Consider the following 17,235-nt stretch of genomic DNA (forward strand, 5'->3'; position numbering starts at 1 on the left):
CGCTCGACCTCGGAATCGGGGCTTTGGTCTGGCCTTCAGTGACGGCGCGCATTATAGTCGGGTTCCTCCCGAAGCAGCCTGCTCCGCGTGCGTCCGTCTCGTAAACGTGGGTCGCGAGTCTCGGGCGGCGCTTGATGCCCGTCCGTCGGGCGCGGGATCCTCCATCCATCTCCTGGCGAATCATTGCCGAAATCGCCAGAATCCCTCGTGCATGGGGAAGTCACGGCGGAATGTCGGAACCGTTCGTCAACACAGCGGTCTCTCCTGCCACGCACGAAGATCGTCGCGTCCTGCCCATCAGCAATGGCCAGGCGCACATCATACCCCGGACACGAACACTGACGGGCGTACAGGTGCTGGGCACGGGGAGCTATGTCCCCGAAAAGGTCGTCAGCAATCTCGACCTTCAGGACTCCCTGGGGTTCGATCCGGAGTGGATCGTCAACCGGACGGGGATTCACGAGCGGCGATTCGCCCTGCCGCACCAGGCCACGAGCGACCTCTGCATCCAGGCCGCCAGCCGCTGCCTGAAGGCGGCGGACTGCCGCCCGGCGGACGTCGACATGCTGGTGCTGGCGACGTTCACGCCCGACATGGCCTTCCCCTCCACGGCCAACCTGGTGCAGGATCGGCTCAAGCTGAACTGTCCGGGTTTCGACATCCAGGCGGCCTGCGCGGGGTTCGTCTTCGCCCTGGTCATCGGCTCCCAGTTCATCGGGACGGGGAACTGCAAGCGGGTCCTGGTGGTCGGCGGCGACTGCAACAGCCGGGTGATCAATCCGGGCGACCAGAAGAGCTTCCCGCTCTTCGGGGACGGTGCCGGGGCGGTCCTCCTCGGCCCGGGCACGGCCGAGCAGGGGATGCTGGCCTACCAGCTCGGCTCCGACGGATCGGGCAGCGACCTGCTCACGCGCCCCGCCGGCGGCAGCCGGATCCCGCCCACCTGCGAGACCGTCGAGCAGGGCCTGCATTACCTGACGATGGACGGGCGGGCGATCTTCAAGTGGGCCGTCCGGATCCTCGCCGACTCGACGCTCGCGGTCCTGGGCCACGCCGGATCCACGGTCCAGGACGTCCGCTGGTTCATCCCCCACCAGGCGAACGTCCGGATCATCCATGCCGCCAGCGACGTCCTCGGATTCCCGCGGGACGCCGTGTTCAAGAACCTGGAGCGGTACGGCAACACCTCCGCCGGCTCGGTCCCGATCGCACTCGACGAGGTCCACGCCTCGGGTGCGATCAGTCGCGGCGATCAGGTCCTCTTCTCCGGCTTCGGCTCGGGACTGAACTGGGGCACCGTGCTCTGGAACTGGTGAGGACGCGGCCCCAAACGGGCGGAGCCGACGACGACCGAGGAGACCTCGGCCGACGACGGCTCAACCCGGGGACGGCAGTGTTCCTTTCGCGGGCCCACCCGACGGCCGGTCGGGGGGATCGATCCGGTCAGGACTGCTTGTTCGCGATGTTGCCCCGGAGCCGGCGAGCGAAGTAGCCCGCACCGTAATTGCCCAGGGCGGTCCGGCCGCCCGTGGCATAGGCGGAGCCCGCGGCCAGGCGCTTCGCGTACGTCTTGGCGGCGATACCGTGGCCGACGGCGATCGTGGTGGTGCCGCTGATCGCCCCGTTGCCCTCCACGGCCGTCGAGGTCGTGTAGGTGTTGTTGCCCGAGGAATCGGCGGTCGCGCGGACGGTCGCGGAGTCGACGCTGTTGACGAGGTCCCCGCGCTGGCGGAGGCGAGCGATCCGGCTGGCCGCTCGCGTCCCTTGCAGGCCGGCAAGATAGGACGCGTAGTTGAAGCCGGTCTTGATCTCGGTATTGAGCTGGTTTCCGGTGACGTCCACCTGGTTGATGGACCCGTCCGTGGTGACCGCGACATTGGTCATCGCGGTGCCGGGATTCGCCAGGTAGATCCGGGCGGTGCCGGGCCTCCAGGTCTGGACGAAATTGGGATTCTGCGACGTCTGGATGACGGTGTTCGCCGCTCCGGCCTTGAGCGACTTGATGCGAGTGGCCCGGACCACGCCGCCGAGGAGCCCGTGAGCCGGATAGCCTTCGGTCCCGGCGGGGACGCCGTACTCGGAGGCCGGCAGGAGGACCGTGCTGGTCTGCCCGCTGAGCGAGTTCGTCACCGTCTTGGAGCCGGTGAAGACGCCCGTCGGGTTGCCCAGGCCCTTCTTGAACTTGAGCGAGCCGATCGAGCCGTTGACGTCGAGCGCCACGGCATCCGCATTGGCGCCGAAGCTCGCCTTGCGGAGATACTTCATGCCGCTCAGGCCGCTGGTGAAGGGCGTGGTGTCCTTCTGGGCGGTGAAGTTGGTGGCCTTGCCCCGGACCTTCAGGTTGTTGATCGCCTGGGTCTGGAGCGAGGTCCGGCCGGTCGTGCCCACGACGTTGTAGAAGAACTGGTAGGCATCGGTCAGCGGCCCGGACTGCGGCACCCCGGTCCAGTTCTGGACGGTCCCCCCCTGGGACGCCGCCACGATGTTCGGGCTGATCGGGGATTGGGTGATCGAGACGACGCTGAAGGTCTGGATCACGCCGTTGATGCTGAATTGGACGCTCGGCGTGGTCAAGGGGGTCGACGGGGTCGTCTCCGACGTGCTGTCGAAGACCGAGTTGTAGATCGAGTCGAGGTAGATCGACGGCTTGACCGTGAGCGGGACGGTCGGGCTGCCGATGACGATCTGGTAGACCGTGTCGTCCACCGAGGTGTCGACGAGGGCGAGGATGTCGTGGAAGCTGAGCGTCTTGACGCCGCCGTACAGGAAGACGCCGGGGCTGTCCGAGACCGTCGGGCTGACGTTGTTGCTCAGGTCGAACCCGTTGAGCTCGATCGACTTCACGCCGTTCATCGCGATCAGCCGGTTGAACGCGACGGTCCCGGAGGAGAGGACGCGATTGGATGTGGTGACGTAGCCCGTCACGTAGGTCGACTTCAGGCTCGAGCCCACGATCTGGATCGTGTCGATGTCGTCGTCGAGGCTGCCGTCATTGGGCGAGGTATCGGTGACGATCACCTTGCCGGGGCCGTGGACCGTGATCGTCCACTGATTCCCCTCGCGGTCGGTGCCGGTGACGATCTTGCCCTCGTTGCTCAGCAGGGGGCTGTTGGGATTGTTGTGCTGCATCAGGCTCCGATACGACGTCGGGATCTTCTGATGCGTGATCGGGTTCGTGACGGCGACATCCGTCGGCGTGTAGAGCGCCTGGAACATCCCCCCGTAGGAGAGGACCTGCCGATTCTCCAGCGCCTCGGGGGCGTGGAATTGCCTGCGCCGGGCCGAATAGGGCCGGTCCGACCGATGCTGCATGAATCCCATGGAAGACTCCCTCCCCCGGCGACGTATCAGGCCCACCCGCGCATCAAGCCGCGGAGCCCGCCTGCCTGGCCGCCCTCCCTGTTTACGAATGCCCAGCCGGCCCAGAATGGTGACGCGACCGCACACCCCGGGCGGACGCATGCGGCCCCGGAGGCATCCCGTGAAGGACCTCCCGCCACTCCCCGACCCCGACGCGGCTGGTCATTGACAACTTTAGAATTCGGCCGACTTCCCGACAGGACTTCATGGGACAAGGAAGGATGGGGAAGGCCGGGTATCGAGGAAAGCGAAGGAGCCGATTAGTTCGTGGGGACCGGACGGAGGGCGGCAATCGCGGAGGCCTCGTCCTCCGTGATCGGGAAATAGCGGTCGAGCTTCATGACCTTGAGGAGGTCGCTGACGACTGGCTGGACATTGAAGAGGGCGAGCTTTCCGCCCCGGGTATCGATCCGGCGCTTCAGGCCGACCAGGATGGCGACGCCGGAGCTCGAGAGGTAGTCGATCTGGTCGAGGTCGAGGACGATCAGGGGTGTCTCTCGTTGCTGGACGACCGCGTAGATCGAGTCGCGCAGGGAGCTGCTGCGGAAGTCGTTGAGGCCGGCGGAGCTATCGAAGTGGAGGACCAGGGCATCCCCCGCCTCTCGGGCCGTGAAGGTCGTCGACATGCCGTTGGCCTCGGTATCCTATCCGTCGAGAAGGCCCGATCGGGCCGAGATGATCGCGCCCTACCTGCCTTATCTTATCGTGCTCCCGTGGCCACGTGCAATTCTCGGCCGCCGCCGACCTGGATTCGAATCCCGGACCGCGGCGGCCTCTCGAACGGCCGGCGAGGGTCGTCGGCCCGGATCAACCGGCCGGATTGACGATCCGGCCCACGAAGAGGAGCGCGCCGGTCCGATTGTCCCGGATGACGAAGAGGAAGGGGTGATCCGCCCGGAAGATCACGGGGGGGGTCGGCCGCGCCGCGGCCCGCAGGGCCATCGCGACTCCCGTCGCGGCGGCGGCCTCGGTCCCTTCCTCGTTCAGGTCCACATACGCCTTGTGGATGACGGCCGAGATGTGCAGCTCACCCTCGGTGCTCATCCCGGAGAAGTCCGCATCCTTGGGGTTGAACGCCAGCGGCATGCCCATGGCCGCCAGGGTCTCCGCCAGGGAGAACTGGGATTCCACCTTGAACCGCGGCAGCGACAGCTCGACCTTCCGCCTCGCCCCCGAGGCCAGCCAGCCGTCCACCGCGGCGACCGAGAGCTTCGTCTCCAGGGCGGGGAGGCCGTCGATCGCATCCGGGAGGAGGACGACCGTGGAGAGATCCCCCTTCCCGTAGGGCAGCTCCACCAGCTTCAGCCCGTCGGCCGCGACGGCGGCGACGCGGAAGTCGTGGACCTTGTGCATCATCGGGACCTTGGTGGTCTTGTCCGAGGTCACGTGAAACTCCTCGTCCCTCGTCAGGTTGCGGTCGAAGGGCGAGGTCCAGTCCCCCTTGAAGTAGATCGCATTGGTGAGGACGAGCCGGGTCAGCGGGGTGATCACGCCGACCGGCAGCAGGTCCTTGATCTTCGCCCGGGTCTGCTCCTCGACCCAGGCGTTGATCTGCTTGCGGGAGGGCTCGGCGGCCCCCCCGAAGTCAACCTGGGCAAGTTCCGCCCCGTAGACATCGCGGGTCAGGGCCAGGTAGTCCGGGAGAAATCCAAAGCCCTGCTGGCCCCAGAGTCGATTGGCCACCGAGAGCCGGTAACCCGCGTCCTCGCGGGGGGGGCGGGTCGCCTCCAGGAGCGCCCGGTAGCCCTCGTTGAGCGCGGCTCGATCGGCGGGGAAGTGGAGGACGCGGGCCATCTGCGCCGCCGTTTCCCCCCGGGCGCCGCCGTAGGTCATCGCCAGCGCGGTCGAGATGCTGCTGGGAGAGAAGAACAGGTTCCCCGGCTTCTCCCGGAGCCGGGCGTAGAGGTCCAGGGCGAACCCGTTACTCCCCTCGACGACGGCTTTCATGGTCTCCTCCCGCGCGGATGCCGCAACCCCGGTCGAGCCGGCCAGGATCAGAAACAGCATCAAGTGTCGATTCCTCGACGACGCTCGGCTCATTCCGGACCTCCCCTCGGTCGACCCGGGCGGGCCAGGGCGGCCCGCCCCGTTCGAGCGTACCACGGCGGCTTCCTCGCGCGGAAGCGACGGCTCAACGGCTCCTCGGCTCCACGCCCATGAGATTCCTTACGAAGAAGTCCTGGAGGCGGCGACGTCCATATGGCGAACTCCCCGCGCCATGGTTGGCGCCGGGGAAGACGATCAGCTCGAAATCCTTGTCGGCCTTGATCAGGGCGTTGACCACCTGCATCGTCGAGGCCGGGTCGACGTTGCGGTCGAGCTCGCCCACCGTGAGCAGGAGCTTGCCCTGGAGCTGGTGCGCCATCGTGACGTTGGATTGCTCCTCGTAATGCGGCCCGAGGGGCCAGCCCATCCAGAGCTCGTTCCACCAGACCTTGTCCATCCGGTTGTCGTGGCAGCCGCAATCCGCGGCCCCCGCCTTGTAGAAGTCTCCGTGCGTCAGGAGCCCGCCGAGCGCATTCTGCCCCCCCGCGGAGCCGCCGTAGAGGCCCACCCGGGTGAGGTCCATCGCCGGCTCCTTCGCGGCCGCCGCCTTGATCCAGGCGATTCGGTCCGGGAAACCCGCGTCGGCGAGGTTCTTCCAGCAGACGTCGTGGAACGCCTTGGACCGCCAGTTCGTCCCCATGCCGTCGATCTTGACGACGATGAACCCAAGCTCCGCCATCCCCTGCCCCGGCTGGCTGGGCGCGAACCGCTTGGGCACGAAGGCGTCCTGCGGCCCGGCGTAGATGTCCTCCAGCACCGGATACTTGCGATCGGCCCGGAACGTGGTGGGCCGGATGATCACCCCGTAGATGTCCGTCTTGCCATCCCGCCCCTTCGCCACGAACCGCTCCGGAGCCTTCCAGCCGGCCGCGATCAGGGCCGAGGCGTCGGCCCGCTCGAGCTCCACGACGAGCTTGCCGTCGCTCGCCCTGCGGAGTTCGGTCACGGGAGGCATGTCGACCCGCGAGTAGCTGTCGATCAGGTACTTCCGGTCGGGCGAGTATTCGACGTCGTGGGTGCCGTCTCCCTCGGTCAGCACGACCAGGCCGTTGCCGTCGAGGCCCACCCGGGCGAAGTGCTCGAAATAGGGATCCTGCCCGGGATGGATGCCGCGGACCCGCAGCCAGACCTGGCGGGTGTCCTCGTCAACCCGCTCCACCTCGCGGACAAGCCAGTCGCCGCGGGTGATCGGGTTCTTGATCGCCCCGGTGGTCGCGTCCATCAGGTAGAGGTGATTCCACCCGCTCCGCTCCGACATCCAGATCAGCTCGTTCTTCGCGTCCAGGAAGTGGAGGAACTGCTTGTGGGCGTAGTCCACGAAGGTCTTGCTGGCCTCGTCTACGAGCACCGATGCGCGGCCGTCGGCGGCATCCACGGCGACGACCCGGAGTACCTGGTGCCCGCGCTGGTTGTAGACGAACGTGAACCGCTTCGAATCGGGCGACCAGCGGACGTCCTCGATGCCGAACGGGTTGGGGGCGTGGTCGTCCTCGATCGGGATCTCCCGACGGCTGGCGACGTCGAACAGGTGAGGCCGGCTGATCGGGAGCTTGTCCCCGGGCTTGAGATAGTCGTGCGAGACGAGCTTGGGCTGGAGCTGGTCGGTGGGCGACGACGCCACCATGTTGACGATGTGGGTGTCCCCCTTCGCCGTCCGCAGGGCGACGAACTTCTTCGAGTCGGGCGACCAGAAGACGCCCGACTCGTAGCCGTCGGTCTCCGCCCCCTCGAAGCTGACCGGCGACTTCTTGCCGGTCCCCTTCTCCTCGAGGTTCACGTCGAAGTCGCGGATGAAGGTGCGGAACTTGCCGTCCGGCGAATCCTCACCGCGCGGGCTGCCCGGCTGGCGGGCTCCTCCGCGGCGGCCGCGACGGCCCGGCCCGTCGTTCGCGGCCGATGCGGGTGCCGCGGGGATCGGGGCCTCGGTCAGCGTCCCCGTCTTGGGGTCGAACCGCCAGGTCTTGCCCGCGGCCTCGAAGTGGAGGAACCCCTCGGGGACGACGACCAGGCGATCCATCGCCAGCTTCGTCCCGTCCTGCGGCTTGCCGGACGCCTTCTTTAGGGCCTCGGCGAGCTTGGCCTGATCGAAGAGGGGCTTCCGCTCGGCCTTCTCCGCGTCCACGAACACGAACTCGCGACGGCCGTCGGCCAGGTCGTTGCGATACCAGAAGTGCCGCCCGCCGGGCAGCCAGTGGGGCTGGACCCGGGCCTTGAAGACCTTCCCGGTCGTCCTCTGTCCGAAGTTCGCGGCTCGCTCGTAATCGGCCTTCGTGCCCTGGGCGAAGCCTGGAGAATCGGTCAGCGCGGCCTGGAGGATGGTGAGGAGGAAGACGAGTCCCGGTAGGACACGAACGCGCGAAGGCTGGACTTTCATTCGGTGGGCCTGCGTCGGAGGGTGTGATTCGTCTGACCGAGCGATCCAGTCTAACGCAGAACTCAGCGAATCACGCCCCCCGAGAGTCGACAGCTCGGCGATCAGCCCTTGGTCTTGAAGACGAGCAGGTAGGGGACCGCCGGCCGACCGTCGCGGTCCTTGAAGTTCCTGAACTTGGCGGAATTGACCCAGATGCCATAGGCCCGGCCCGGCTCGAGCTTGACCGGGAGGACGCAGGTCTTGCCATCTTCCAGGTAGTGCGGCTTCCCGGTGGCTGCGGGGTATGAGTCCTTGGAAACGGTCGACCAGGACCAGCTCCCGTCCGCCATGGCCTTCGAGAAGGTGACGCGGATCTCCTTCAGGCTCGGATCGACGACCGACGACCCGGCCTCCGGCACCGTCCTGACGACGACGGGAGGCGATTCGACCAGCAGCGGGTCGTTCGACTCTGGCGACGGCCTGGGCTCTGTCTGTTTTGCCGCCGTCTGGGTGACTCTCCGGGCCGCCTTCGGCGCCTGCGACTGGGCCAGGAGGACGCTCGTTCCGCCGATCGTCGCGAAGGCGACGAGGGCGACCGCGAGTCTCTTGCAACGATCCAGAAACATGGTTCTGAGCACTCCTCTCGTGAGTCGATGAACCGGGGTAGGTACGAGCGATGCCCCGCCAGAGGCCATCTCGACGCTCACCGAGACCAGGCCCGGCGGGACGACGAACCGCGAACACGCCGGCAGGAGCAGTCCGGAAAGGTCCTGGGCGGACCGCCAGCCTTTCCGCTCCAACCGGGAACGGAGCATGGCGCGGGCTCGCGAGAGCCGGCCACTGAGCGTGCCGATCGGGCATCGGAGGGCGCGTGCCGCCTCCTCATGGGTCTTGCCCTGGAGGTGGCAGAGCACGATGGGGTTGCGATAGCGGGCCGGCAGTCGTTCCAGCTCCGCATGCAGGAGGCGGAGCTCCTCGGGAGCGGGCAGCGGCACGCCCTCGGGCGATTCCAGATCCTCGAAGAGGGGCCCGCCCCTGGCCCGATCCCTCGACCGGTCCGATCTGGCCCGCCGCGCGACCCGGGAGGCGACCTGGAAGAGCCACGGCGCGAGCGACTCGCCCACATGGAGCGAGCTCGCCCGGCGGAGCAGCACCAGGAATGTCGCCTGGAACGCGTCCTCGGCATCCGGGACGTTGCCCAGGATCTGGCGGCAGGTGCCCCAGACGAGCGAGCCGTGACGATCGATGAGCGCCCGGAACGCGAGGTCGGCATCGCCCCGATCGAGACCCTCTCGGACGAGACGATCCACGAGCTGACGATCGGACAACCCGGATACGGTGCCCACTCCCAAGAGCCGGCCGAGGTCCGCCGTCGCCGCTCCGTTCGCTGCCAGGTCCATTGCGTGAGGATCTCCGGGGAGCCGCTCCGTCGCAAACCGTCGAGGATAATGCCCGCCGCCGGCCTCAATCATACAAGTTTCTCGCAACATGACCCACGGGCAGGCGTTGCGGATGGTCGCCACTACCTCGGTGCGATCCTTCCGCATAGAATCTCGGGCGAGCCGTGGCCGATCGTTTTGGGTCGAGACCTCCGGCCGGAGGATCACGCAAATGGCTCCCGGGAGCATGGACCCGATCGAAGTCCTGACGCACCGCTGGCGGCTCCGTGAGATCGCCTGGGCGCGGAAGCTCGGCCGACTCCGCCTGGGAGTCGAGCCGCTGGCGGAGCAGCTCGCTCGCTACCGGGGCGTGACCTGGGCGCTGACGCTCATCCCGTCGGTCCTTGCCGGGTTCTTCCTGGTGCTCTTCACGGCATTCGGCCGCCCGGACATCGGGCTGATCGTGGTCGCCCTGCTCTTCCTCCCAATCGTCGCGGGAGCCTGGCTCGGCGACCTGCGGCTCAACCGACGAGCCCGGGCGTACCTGAAGGAACTGGCCGCATTCCAGGAGGAGCGGCGACGACTCGGAGCGGATCGGGAAAACGCCACGACCCCGTGAGCGGACGACGATGCACCCGCCACGAGGCCGTGGGCTTCAGTTCCCGGTTGTCCTGTCCTCTCACCACCGGGCGGAGTCGCTGAGGACGGTCAGGAGCTCGGGCTCGTCGTCGTCCTCGTCGTCATCCCGCCCGGGACCCTCGGTCCATTCGTCCGCGTCGGCCACGGAGGACTCCAGCTCCTCCCGCAGCCGCTTGCGGGCGGTGTGGAGCCGGCGCTTGATGGTCCCGATGGGGACGGACAGCTCGTCGGCCATCTCCACCAGGGAGAGGCCGCGGATGTAGAAGGCGATCAGGGTCTCGCGGTCGAGCTCCTTGAGCCGGCCCATGGCCTCCCAGAGCCGCTCGGCCCGCTCGCGGGTGATCAGCTCGTCGATCGGCTGGTCGGCGGCCTCGTGGGCCCCCTCCAGGACCGAGTCCTCCACGGTGGGGAGGGCCACCCGCCGGGTCGCACGGTTGATGGCCATCCGGACGGCCACCTGCCGGAGCCAGCCGGCGAACCGCTCGGGCTCGCGGAGCTGGTGGATCCTCCGGAGGACGTGGAGGAAGACCTCCTGGGTCAGCTCCAGGGCCTCGCTCACGTTCCCGAGCCGGCGGACGGCGATCGCCTGCACCGTCGGCTGGAACTGCTCGACGAGCCGCCCGAAGGCCTCCCGATCCCCATCCTGGGCCAGCCGGACCAGCTCCGCGACGGCCGACCAGCCCCGAGTCCGCACCTCATCCATCTCCAGGGTAACCACGTGCCCCACCTTCCCCGACCACGGGGATTCGCCCGATTGCCTCCCCTCGCACCGCTCCTGCGGCGTCTCAACCTGGGGGCCATCGGGATGGATCTCGATCGTCGAACGTCCTGCGCGGCGGTCAGGGGAGGCCGCTCGGGCGATCACGGTTCCGCCGTGGATCGCGGCGAGCCTGGGCCATCACCCCGGCGCGGCGACGGTGTTGATGCGCGTCTGCGGCGGCCCGTTTCCCGGATCACGCCCGGTCTTCGAGGCTTCCGCGTCGGGCCGAACTCGGTCTGGAGTCGATGCAAGCCGCGGCTGGCAGGTCCATCCCCGGGCGCGGTCCCCGACCCCGACTCCACGTCGGGCGGGTCTGCCCGGTCGAGCTAGCGAGCTGCGTCACGACGACTCCCGGCCTTCGCCGGCTCGGCTCAGGATCCGGCGAGCACCCGTAAGGTGCCGGCCGGTGACCCCTCCGCCCCTCGTCTCGCGACGGTCCGCCAGCTCCCGGTGCCGGCCGCCCGCGTAGCTCGACCGGGCCGGCGCTTTCGCGCCGTCGTGGCCGATTTCGCGGACGTCCCACACGTCGTGGAACTGGTATCGTGACCGTGGCAGGACCTGAGGGCAGACTGGCCCGGTCCCTGGAATCCGCCCCGAATGGGTTGCTGCGGGACGCCGGGGACGATCGGACCTGGCACGCTCGGGACGTCGTATTCCCCTACCTCAAAATAGGTAACGACGTCCTCGCGCATGACTTCGCGCATCCAAATCGAATCGAGATGGGAGGTGCGCAGGGTCAGACCGCCATGATTGACGCTCGCGTTGAGGACGAGCGACCGCGTCCCGAGAAGGTTCCCGAGAGAAAGAGCCGACAGAGTCAGGTTCTTGCGGTTCAACATGGCGAGACCCTCGCATCCGCCGTAGAGGCGGGCACATGAGTGAGGCTGGTGATTCGCCCTTGACGCATCCTCTTGCGTCCGCGGTGGATGAGACGGCGGACCGGCGGGATGGCGGGGCGAGACCTCACGGGGGAAGGACGTCTCCTGGACGCCCTGGAGATCGATCAGGGATTCATGGGTTAGAGGCCAACTCCGAGAATAAGCGGCGGAACGGGAACTCCTCCCGGTTCTCACCGACACGTCATCGGGCAAACCGCATCCACACGTCCATCCGGCGGGCCGGGAAGCGCGGTGCGAACGCGAGTCTGCCCTAGAGACATTCTATCGCCCCGAGATGTTCGCGCGAATTCGGAGAATATTCCGAATTTCGAACGCCCACGTGCTCGCGACGTCTGGATCGGCTACGCCGGCCCGCCCGGAGGATGCCGGACCGGGTTCCGCGGCGGCTCGCCGAGGAGGACCCGGCGCACCTCCTCCGCGGCCTTGGTTCGAAGCTCCACGAACCCTTCCACGCTGTAGAAGGCCGAGTGCGGCGTGAACAGGATGCGCGGGTGTTCCCGGAGCCTGGCGTCGTCGAGCGGCTCGCGTTCGACGACGTCGAGGGCGGCGGCCGCGATCTTGCCGGAATCGAGGCCCTCCAGCAGGGCCTCGGCGTCGATGCACGGCCCCCTCGCCGTGTTGAGGACGTAGGTCCCCGGGCGCATCGCCGCGACGGCCTTGCGGTCGATGATGTGCCGGGTGGACTCGTCGAGGTAGCAATGCAGACTGACGAAGTGGCTCTGAGCGAGCAGGTCTTCGACCCGGAAGACGCGGCGGATCCCGATCGCCTTGTCCATCCCCTGGCGGAGGTCCGGGTCGTAGAAGACGACGTCCAGCCCCAGGGCCTTCGCCCGGATCGCCACCGCGGTGCCGATCCGGCCGCAGCCGATCAGCCCCAGCGTCTTGCCCCGGAGCCGGGGCGTCCCCTCGGCCGATCGGTAATGCCAGGTGCCGGCCCGGATGTCCCCGTGGCACTCGACGAGCCGCCGCGCCAGCGCCAGCAGGAAGAGGATCGTGTGGTCGGCCACCTCCTCCGTCCCGTAGTCCGGGACGTTGCAGACGACGACCCCGTGCCTCGATGCGGCCTCGAGGTCGATGTTGTTGTAGCCGACCCCCGCGCGGATGACGCAGCGGCACCGGCTCGCGGCGGCGAAGCTCGATTCGCCCAGGAGCGGGACGTCGTGATAGAGCACGATCGCATCGGCCTCGGGGAGGTGGGCCGCCAGGTCCTTCTCGTCGAAGGCGCCGACCAGGACCAGGTCGGCGATGTCCGACAGGACGGGCGATTCCACGGAGTTCTCGTCGAGGAAGTCCGCGAAGAGGACCCTATAGCGGCCAGGATCCGCCATGCCATGCTCCTTGCCCCGACGTGGGGCCGCCCCGCGAATGACGCTACCCTGAGCGCGGCCCCGCGTGTAGTGTGGTGTAACGCACCCGGGCCGCCTCGCATCGCCTCGCCGCGTTCGACGGACCGGACCCCATGATTCTGCCCGACCGGCCCGGCGTGAGGAAGACGCGGATGCCCCAGATCAAGACCATTCTGGCCGAGGGCCGGGCCGTCCGGGTCTTCGCCGCCGGCCAGCTCATCAGCCCCAAGCTGATCCAGGTCGTCGGCGAGCACGGCGGCTTCGACGCATTCTGGCTGGACGCGGAGCACGCCGGGATCACGATCCGCGACGTCGAGCTGGCGACGCTGGCCGCCCGGGCCTACGGCATGGACCACTTCGTACGCCTGCCCCCCACGGATTACGCCTCGGTGATGCGGCCCCTCGAGGCCGGCGCGGGGGGGCTGATGTTCAGCATGGTCCAGTCCGCGGCCCAGGCCGAGCAGGCCGTCCGCTGGGCCAAGTTCTTCCCCCGCGGCGAGCGCGGGCTGAACGGGGGGAACCGCGACGGCCGGTTCGGCCTCACGCCCATCCCGGAGTACATCGCCACGGCCAACGCCTCCACGTTCCTGGGCGTGCAGATCGAGACCGCCGGGGCGCTCGCGGAGGTGGCCGCGATCGCCGCGATCCCGGACGTGGACATGCTCTTCGTCGGCCCGTCGGACCTGAGCCAGGTCCTGGGGATCCCCGGGGACTTCGAGAACCCGCGGTGCATCGACGCCATCGCCGGGATCGCCCGCGCCTGCGAGGCCGCCGGCAAGGCCTGGGGCGTCTGGTCGCGCGGGCCCGAGTATGCCGAGCGGATGCGGGCCATGGGTTGCCGGCTCTTCGTCCTGGCGGCCGACATCCAGATGGTCCATCTCGGCATCCGCGCCGCCAAGGAGCGGCACCCGGGCTTCTTCCCCGCATCGTGAACCGACCTGGCGGGAGGATGACCGATGGTCCCCGACGAGGAGGTTTCGATCCGCGAGCGGCTCGTCGTGCTCGAGGCGGCCAACGAGAACCTGAGGAGGCAGGTCGACCAGCTTCGCAGGCAGGCCGCGGAGCTCCGCTTCGGCGAGCTCCGGTTCCGGTCGCTCGTCGAGGCCACCACCGCCATCGTCTGGAACACGCCGGCCTCCGGCGAATTCGAGGTCCCTCAGCCGCGCTGGAGCGAGTTCACGGGGCAGTCGTTCGAGCAGCTCCGGGGCTGGGGCTGGCTCAATGCGGTCCATCCCGACGACCGGGCGGACACCGCGAGCGTCTGGTGCACGGCCGTCGCCGGGCGGCTGCTCTACCACGTCGAGCACCGCCTCCGCCGCCGCGACGGCGTCTACCGCCACATGGTCGTCCGGGCCGTGCCGATCCTCGACGACGACCGCAAGATCCGCGAATGGGTCGGCGTCCACACCGACGTCACCGCCGACAAGGAGGCCGAGGCGGCCCTCCGCGAGGCCAAGGCGATGGCCGAGGCCGCCAGCCGGGCCAAGAGCGACTTCCTCGCCAACATGTCGCACGAGATCCGGACCCCCATGAACGGCGTCCTCGGCATGACCGAGCTGGCCCTCGACACCGACCTCACGCCGCAGCAGAGGCGCTACCTGGAGCTGGCGAAGAACTCGGCGGATTCGCTCCTCTCCGTGGTCAACGACATCCTCGACTTCTCCAAGATCGAGGCCGGCAAGCTCGAGCTCGAGGAGATCCCCTTCTCCCTCCGAGACCGCCTGGGGGACACGATGAAGGCCCTGGCGATGCGGGCCCACCGCAAGGGGCTGGAGGTGGCCTGCGACTTCTCCGCGGACGTCCCCGACGCCCTCCTCGGCGATCCCGGGCGGCTCGGCCAGGTGGTCATCAACCTCGTCGGCAACGCGATCAAGTTCACCGACCAGGGCGAGGTCGTCCTCTCCGTCCGCCGCGACGATCGGCATCGGGGCGGCGCCCCGGCGGCACCGGCCGGGGGCCCCATCCGGCTCGCCTTCGAGATCCGGGACACCGGGCCCGGCATCCCGCGGGAGGCGCAGTCGCGGCTGTTCCAGCCGTTCACCCAGGCCGATTCGTCGACCACCCGCCAGTACGGCGGCACCGGCCTGGGCCTGACCATCGCCCGCAGGCTGGTGGAGATGATGGACGGCCGGATCGAACTGGAGAGCGAGCCGGGCCTCGGCAGCACGTTCCGCTTCACCGCCGGATTGCTCCAGCAAGAGCCGGGGGCGGCCGGCGCCGTCGAGCCGCTCAGCCTCCGCGGCCTCCGCGTGCTGGCGGTCGACGACAACGAGACCAACCGTCTCATCCTCCGCGAGGTCCTCTCGCAGTGGGGCATGTCCCCGAGGCTGGCCCCCGACGCCTCCGCCGCGCTCCGCATGATGGAGATCACGGCCGCGGCGGGCTCCCCCTTCGCCATCGTCGTCTCGGACGTGATGATGCCCGGCATGGACGGCTTCGAGCTGGCCGAGCGGATCGGCACCCGGCCCGATCTCGCGGAGGCGGCGGTCATCCTCCTGTCGTCCGCCGGCGCCCGGGGCGACGGCGATCGCGGCCGCGTCGACGGCCCCCACGTGGCTGCCTTCCTCACCAAGCCGGTCAAGCAATCCGAGCTGCTCGACGCCATCATGACGGCGATGAGCCGAAAGTCCCGGAAGCCGGGGCCGGCCCCTCCGCGGGCCGAGCGGACCATTCCCCGGCGCGAGGCCGGCGGCCCGGCCCCGCTGCGGATCCTCCTCGTCGAGGACAACGCCACCAATCAGGTGCTGGCCCTCTCCCTCCTCGAGAAGGACGGCCACGAGGTCGAGCTCGCGACCAACGGCCAGGAGGCCCTGGACGTCCTCGGGTCGCGGTCGTTCGACCTGGTGCTGATGGACGTGCAGATGCCCGTCATGGACGGCTTCGAGGCGACCGCCCGGATCCGGGACCGCGAGCGCCAGGGCGGCGGCCATCTGCCGATCATCGCCATGACCGCCCACGCGATGAAAGGGGACCGCGAACGCTGCCTGGAGGCCGGCATGGACGCCTACGTCGCCAAGCCGATCCGCTTCTCCGACCTTCGCCAGGCGATCGAGGGGGTCGCCGGCGGTGCTTCGACGGGCCATGCTCAACTCCCGGGCGACGGGGGACCATCGGGGGACCGGCCCGAGAGGCCGGTCGAGATTCGGATCGACCGCCAGGCCCTCCTGGCCCGGGTGGGGGGCCGCGAGGACCGGCTGCGGACGATCGTGCGGACATTCCTCAAGGAGTCCTCGGTCCTGCTGGCGGAGATGCACGCGGCGATCACCGCGGCCGACGGTGCGGCCCTGAAGCGTGCGGCACACTCGCTCAAGGGGGCGTGCGGGCTCTTCGAGGTCCCCGGCCTCGCCGACATGGTCGTCTCGCTGGAATCGATGGGCCAGGCAGGGGAGCTCGCCGGGGCCGACGCGGCCTTCTCGCCGCTCGAGGCCGCGATGGGCCGCCTCGCCGCCGCCCTCGAGCCGCTGGCCGGGGGATGAGGAGCCTCCGACGGACATCCGCCGGATCCGGCCCCTACCTCCGCTTGATGAGGACGATCTCGTTGCCCGTCTCGTTGAATCGGACCTCATCCATGAGCGTGCGGATCAGCAGCAGCCCGCGGCCGCCGATCCGCCAGAGGTTGGCCGGGTCGGTCGGGTCGGGCAGCGTGGAGGGGTCGAAGCCCGGCCCTTCGTCGCGGATCGTGAACGACGCCTCGGCGCGGGTCACGCCCGCGTCGAGCCGGACCCGGCGGTCGCAATAAGGGGGCTGGGCCTTCCTCCGCTCGCCGAGCTCGTGATAGACCCGCTCATCGTCCTGGCGGAGTTCGGAGTCGAGCTCGAGGTTGCCGTGATCCATGGCGTTGACGATGGCCTCCTGGAGCGCCACCCCCAGGCGGATCAGGTCGGGCCGCTCGCAGACGCCCATCTCGTAGACGAGGCCCTCGAGGCGGCGGATCAGTGGGGCGACCAGGGACTCGTCGTTCGCCAGGCAGTACCGCAGCCGGACCTCCTCCAGGCTCTTGAGGACCCGCTCCTGCGCCGGGTCGGGGGCAGCCATGGCGATGATCGGCCGGAGGACCCGGGCGAGGTCATTGGCGAGGTTCTTCTTGGGGACGTAGCTCGCCGCGCCGGCGACCAGGGCGCGGGCCGCGATGTCCTCGCTCCCATGCGCCGTGACGAGCACCACGGGGACCGTCGGGTGATCGCGGCGGACGGCCTCCACCAGGGCCAGGCCGTCCATCCTGGGCATCTGCAGGTCGGTCACGATGACGTCCGGCAACCGCTCCCGGAGCGACTCCAGGGCCGCCAGCCCGTCGCCGGCCACGTCCACTTCGAACCCGGCGTCCTCCAGCAGGAACTGGGCCTCCGAGGCCTGCGTCGGGCTGTCTTCGACGACGAGAATCCGTGCCATGATCGGGCCTCGCGTGGACATCCGGCGGGGCCCGACGGAGGGTGCCCCCCGGCCAGTATGCCCG

General features: G+C 68.9%; 12 protein-coding genes. 4 read left to right on the forward strand and 8 right to left on the reverse strand.

Features of this window, described 5'->3' with window-relative positions; all coding sequences use genetic code 11:
- The first annotated feature begins 230 nt into the window (after positions 1-230).
- The gene (locus G6O54_RS16385; protein ID WP_250846928.1) at positions 231-1,316 is read left to right on the forward strand and encodes a 3-oxoacyl-ACP synthase III family protein; all 1,086 of its coding nucleotides are present in this window, start codon (positions 231-233) and stop codon (positions 1,314-1,316) included.
- A gap of 127 nt (positions 1,317-1,443) precedes the next feature.
- Here the strand turns inward: G6O54_RS16385 and G6O54_RS16390 are convergent, their stop codons facing one another.
- The 5 genes from G6O54_RS16390 to G6O54_RS16410 all read right to left on the reverse strand — a co-directional run bounded on the left by G6O54_RS16390 (position 1,444) and on the right by G6O54_RS16410 (position 9,159).
- Positions 1,444-3,321: a hypothetical protein gene (locus G6O54_RS16390; protein WP_165226733.1), complete on the reverse strand. Its 1,878-nt coding sequence runs from the start codon at positions 3,319-3,321 to the stop codon at positions 1,444-1,446.
- 299 nt (positions 3,322-3,620) lie between these two features.
- Positions 3,621-3,986, reverse strand: a complete 366-nt coding sequence (locus tag G6O54_RS16395) for an STAS domain-containing protein (RefSeq protein ID WP_165226734.1) — start codon at positions 3,984-3,986, stop codon at positions 3,621-3,623.
- A 181-nt stretch (positions 3,987-4,167) separates the two neighbouring features.
- The gene (locus G6O54_RS16400) at positions 4,168-5,367 is read right to left on the reverse strand and encodes a serpin family protein (protein WP_165226735.1); all 1,200 of its coding nucleotides are present in this window, start codon (positions 5,365-5,367) and stop codon (positions 4,168-4,170) included.
- Between the two features lie 124 nt (positions 5,368-5,491).
- Positions 5,492-7,780 carry a prolyl oligopeptidase family serine peptidase gene (locus G6O54_RS16405; RefSeq protein WP_165226736.1) on the reverse strand — a complete coding sequence of 763 codons (2,289 nt, stop codon included), beginning with the start codon at positions 7,778-7,780 and terminating at the stop codon, positions 5,492-5,494.
- 101 nt (positions 7,781-7,881) lie between these two features.
- On the reverse strand, positions 7,882-9,159 hold the full coding sequence (locus tag G6O54_RS16410) for a sigma-70 family RNA polymerase sigma factor (protein WP_165226737.1): 1,278 nt from the start codon (positions 9,157-9,159) through the stop codon (positions 7,882-7,884).
- A 211-nt stretch (positions 9,160-9,370) separates the two neighbouring features.
- Between G6O54_RS16410 and G6O54_RS16415 the strand changes: the two genes are divergently transcribed.
- Positions 9,371-9,757 carry a hypothetical protein gene (locus G6O54_RS16415; protein ID WP_165226738.1) on the forward strand — a complete coding sequence of 129 codons (387 nt, stop codon included), beginning with the start codon at positions 9,371-9,373 and terminating at the stop codon, positions 9,755-9,757.
- A gap of 60 nt (positions 9,758-9,817) precedes the next feature.
- On the opposite strand, the gene G6O54_RS16420 is transcribed toward G6O54_RS16415, so the two are convergent.
- Positions 9,818-10,495 carry an RNA polymerase sigma factor gene (locus tag G6O54_RS16420; protein WP_250846929.1) on the reverse strand — a complete coding sequence of 226 codons (678 nt, stop codon included), beginning with the start codon at positions 10,493-10,495 and terminating at the stop codon, positions 9,818-9,820.
- 1,282 nt (positions 10,496-11,777) lie between these two features.
- Entirely contained in the window at positions 11,778-12,764 is a 987-nt protein-coding gene (locus tag G6O54_RS16425; protein WP_165226739.1) for a C-terminal binding protein, read from the reverse strand.
- Between the two features lie 131 nt (positions 12,765-12,895).
- Here G6O54_RS16425 and G6O54_RS16430 point away from each other — a divergent pair, with 131 nt between their 5' ends.
- A complete protein-coding gene (locus G6O54_RS16430; protein WP_250846930.1) occupies positions 12,896-13,714 on the forward strand; it encodes an HpcH/HpaI aldolase family protein in 819 nt (272 codons plus the stop codon).
- Positions 13,715-13,738: 24 nt separating this feature from the next.
- Positions 13,739-16,258, forward strand: coding sequence for a PAS domain-containing hybrid sensor histidine kinase/response regulator (locus G6O54_RS16435; protein ID WP_165226740.1), 2,520 nt, complete (start codon positions 13,739-13,741; stop codon positions 16,256-16,258).
- 34 nt (positions 16,259-16,292) lie between these two features.
- Here G6O54_RS16435 and G6O54_RS16440 read toward each other — a convergent pair whose 3' ends face one another.
- Positions 16,293-17,171, reverse strand: coding sequence for a response regulator (locus tag G6O54_RS16440; RefSeq protein WP_165226741.1), 879 nt, complete (start codon positions 17,169-17,171; stop codon positions 16,293-16,295).
- Between the last annotated feature and the right edge of the window lie 64 nt (positions 17,172-17,235).

It is taken from the genome of Aquisphaera insulae (assembly GCF_011064615.1).
In the GTDB taxonomy this organism is placed as follows: Bacteria; Planctomycetota; Planctomycetia; order Isosphaerales; family Isosphaeraceae; genus Aquisphaera; species Aquisphaera insulae.

Coding starts and splice junctions, on each gene's coding strand:
- G6O54_RS16385 (WP_250846928.1), top strand. CDS start 231: ATGTCGGAACCGTTCGTCAACACAGCGGTCTCTCCTGCCACGCACGAA.
- G6O54_RS16390 (WP_165226733.1), bottom strand. CDS start 3,321: ATGGGATTCATGCAGCATCGGTCGGACCGGCCCTATTCGGCCCGGCGC.
- G6O54_RS16395 (WP_165226734.1), bottom strand. CDS start 3,986: ATGTCGACGACCTTCACGGCCCGAGAGGCGGGGGATGCCCTGGTCCTC.
- G6O54_RS16400 (WP_165226735.1), bottom strand. CDS start 5,367: ATGCTGTTTCTGATCCTGGCCGGCTCGACCGGGGTTGCGGCATCCGCG.
- G6O54_RS16405 (WP_165226736.1), bottom strand. CDS start 7,780: ATGAAAGTCCAGCCTTCGCGCGTTCGTGTCCTACCGGGACTCGTCTTC.
- G6O54_RS16410 (WP_165226737.1), bottom strand. CDS start 9,159: ATGGACCTGGCAGCGAACGGAGCGGCGACGGCGGACCTCGGCCGGCTC.
- G6O54_RS16415 (WP_165226738.1), top strand. CDS start 9,371: ATGGCTCCCGGGAGCATGGACCCGATCGAAGTCCTGACGCACCGCTGG.
- G6O54_RS16425 (WP_165226739.1), bottom strand. CDS start 12,764: ATGGCGGATCCTGGCCGCTATAGGGTCCTCTTCGCGGACTTCCTCGAC.
- G6O54_RS16430 (WP_250846930.1), top strand. CDS start 12,896: ATGATTCTGCCCGACCGGCCCGGCGTGAGGAAGACGCGGATGCCCCAG.
- G6O54_RS16435 (WP_165226740.1), top strand. CDS start 13,739: ATGGTCCCCGACGAGGAGGTTTCGATCCGCGAGCGGCTCGTCGTGCTC.
- G6O54_RS16440 (WP_165226741.1), bottom strand. CDS start 17,171: ATGGCACGGATTCTCGTCGTCGAAGACAGCCCGACGCAGGCCTCGGAG.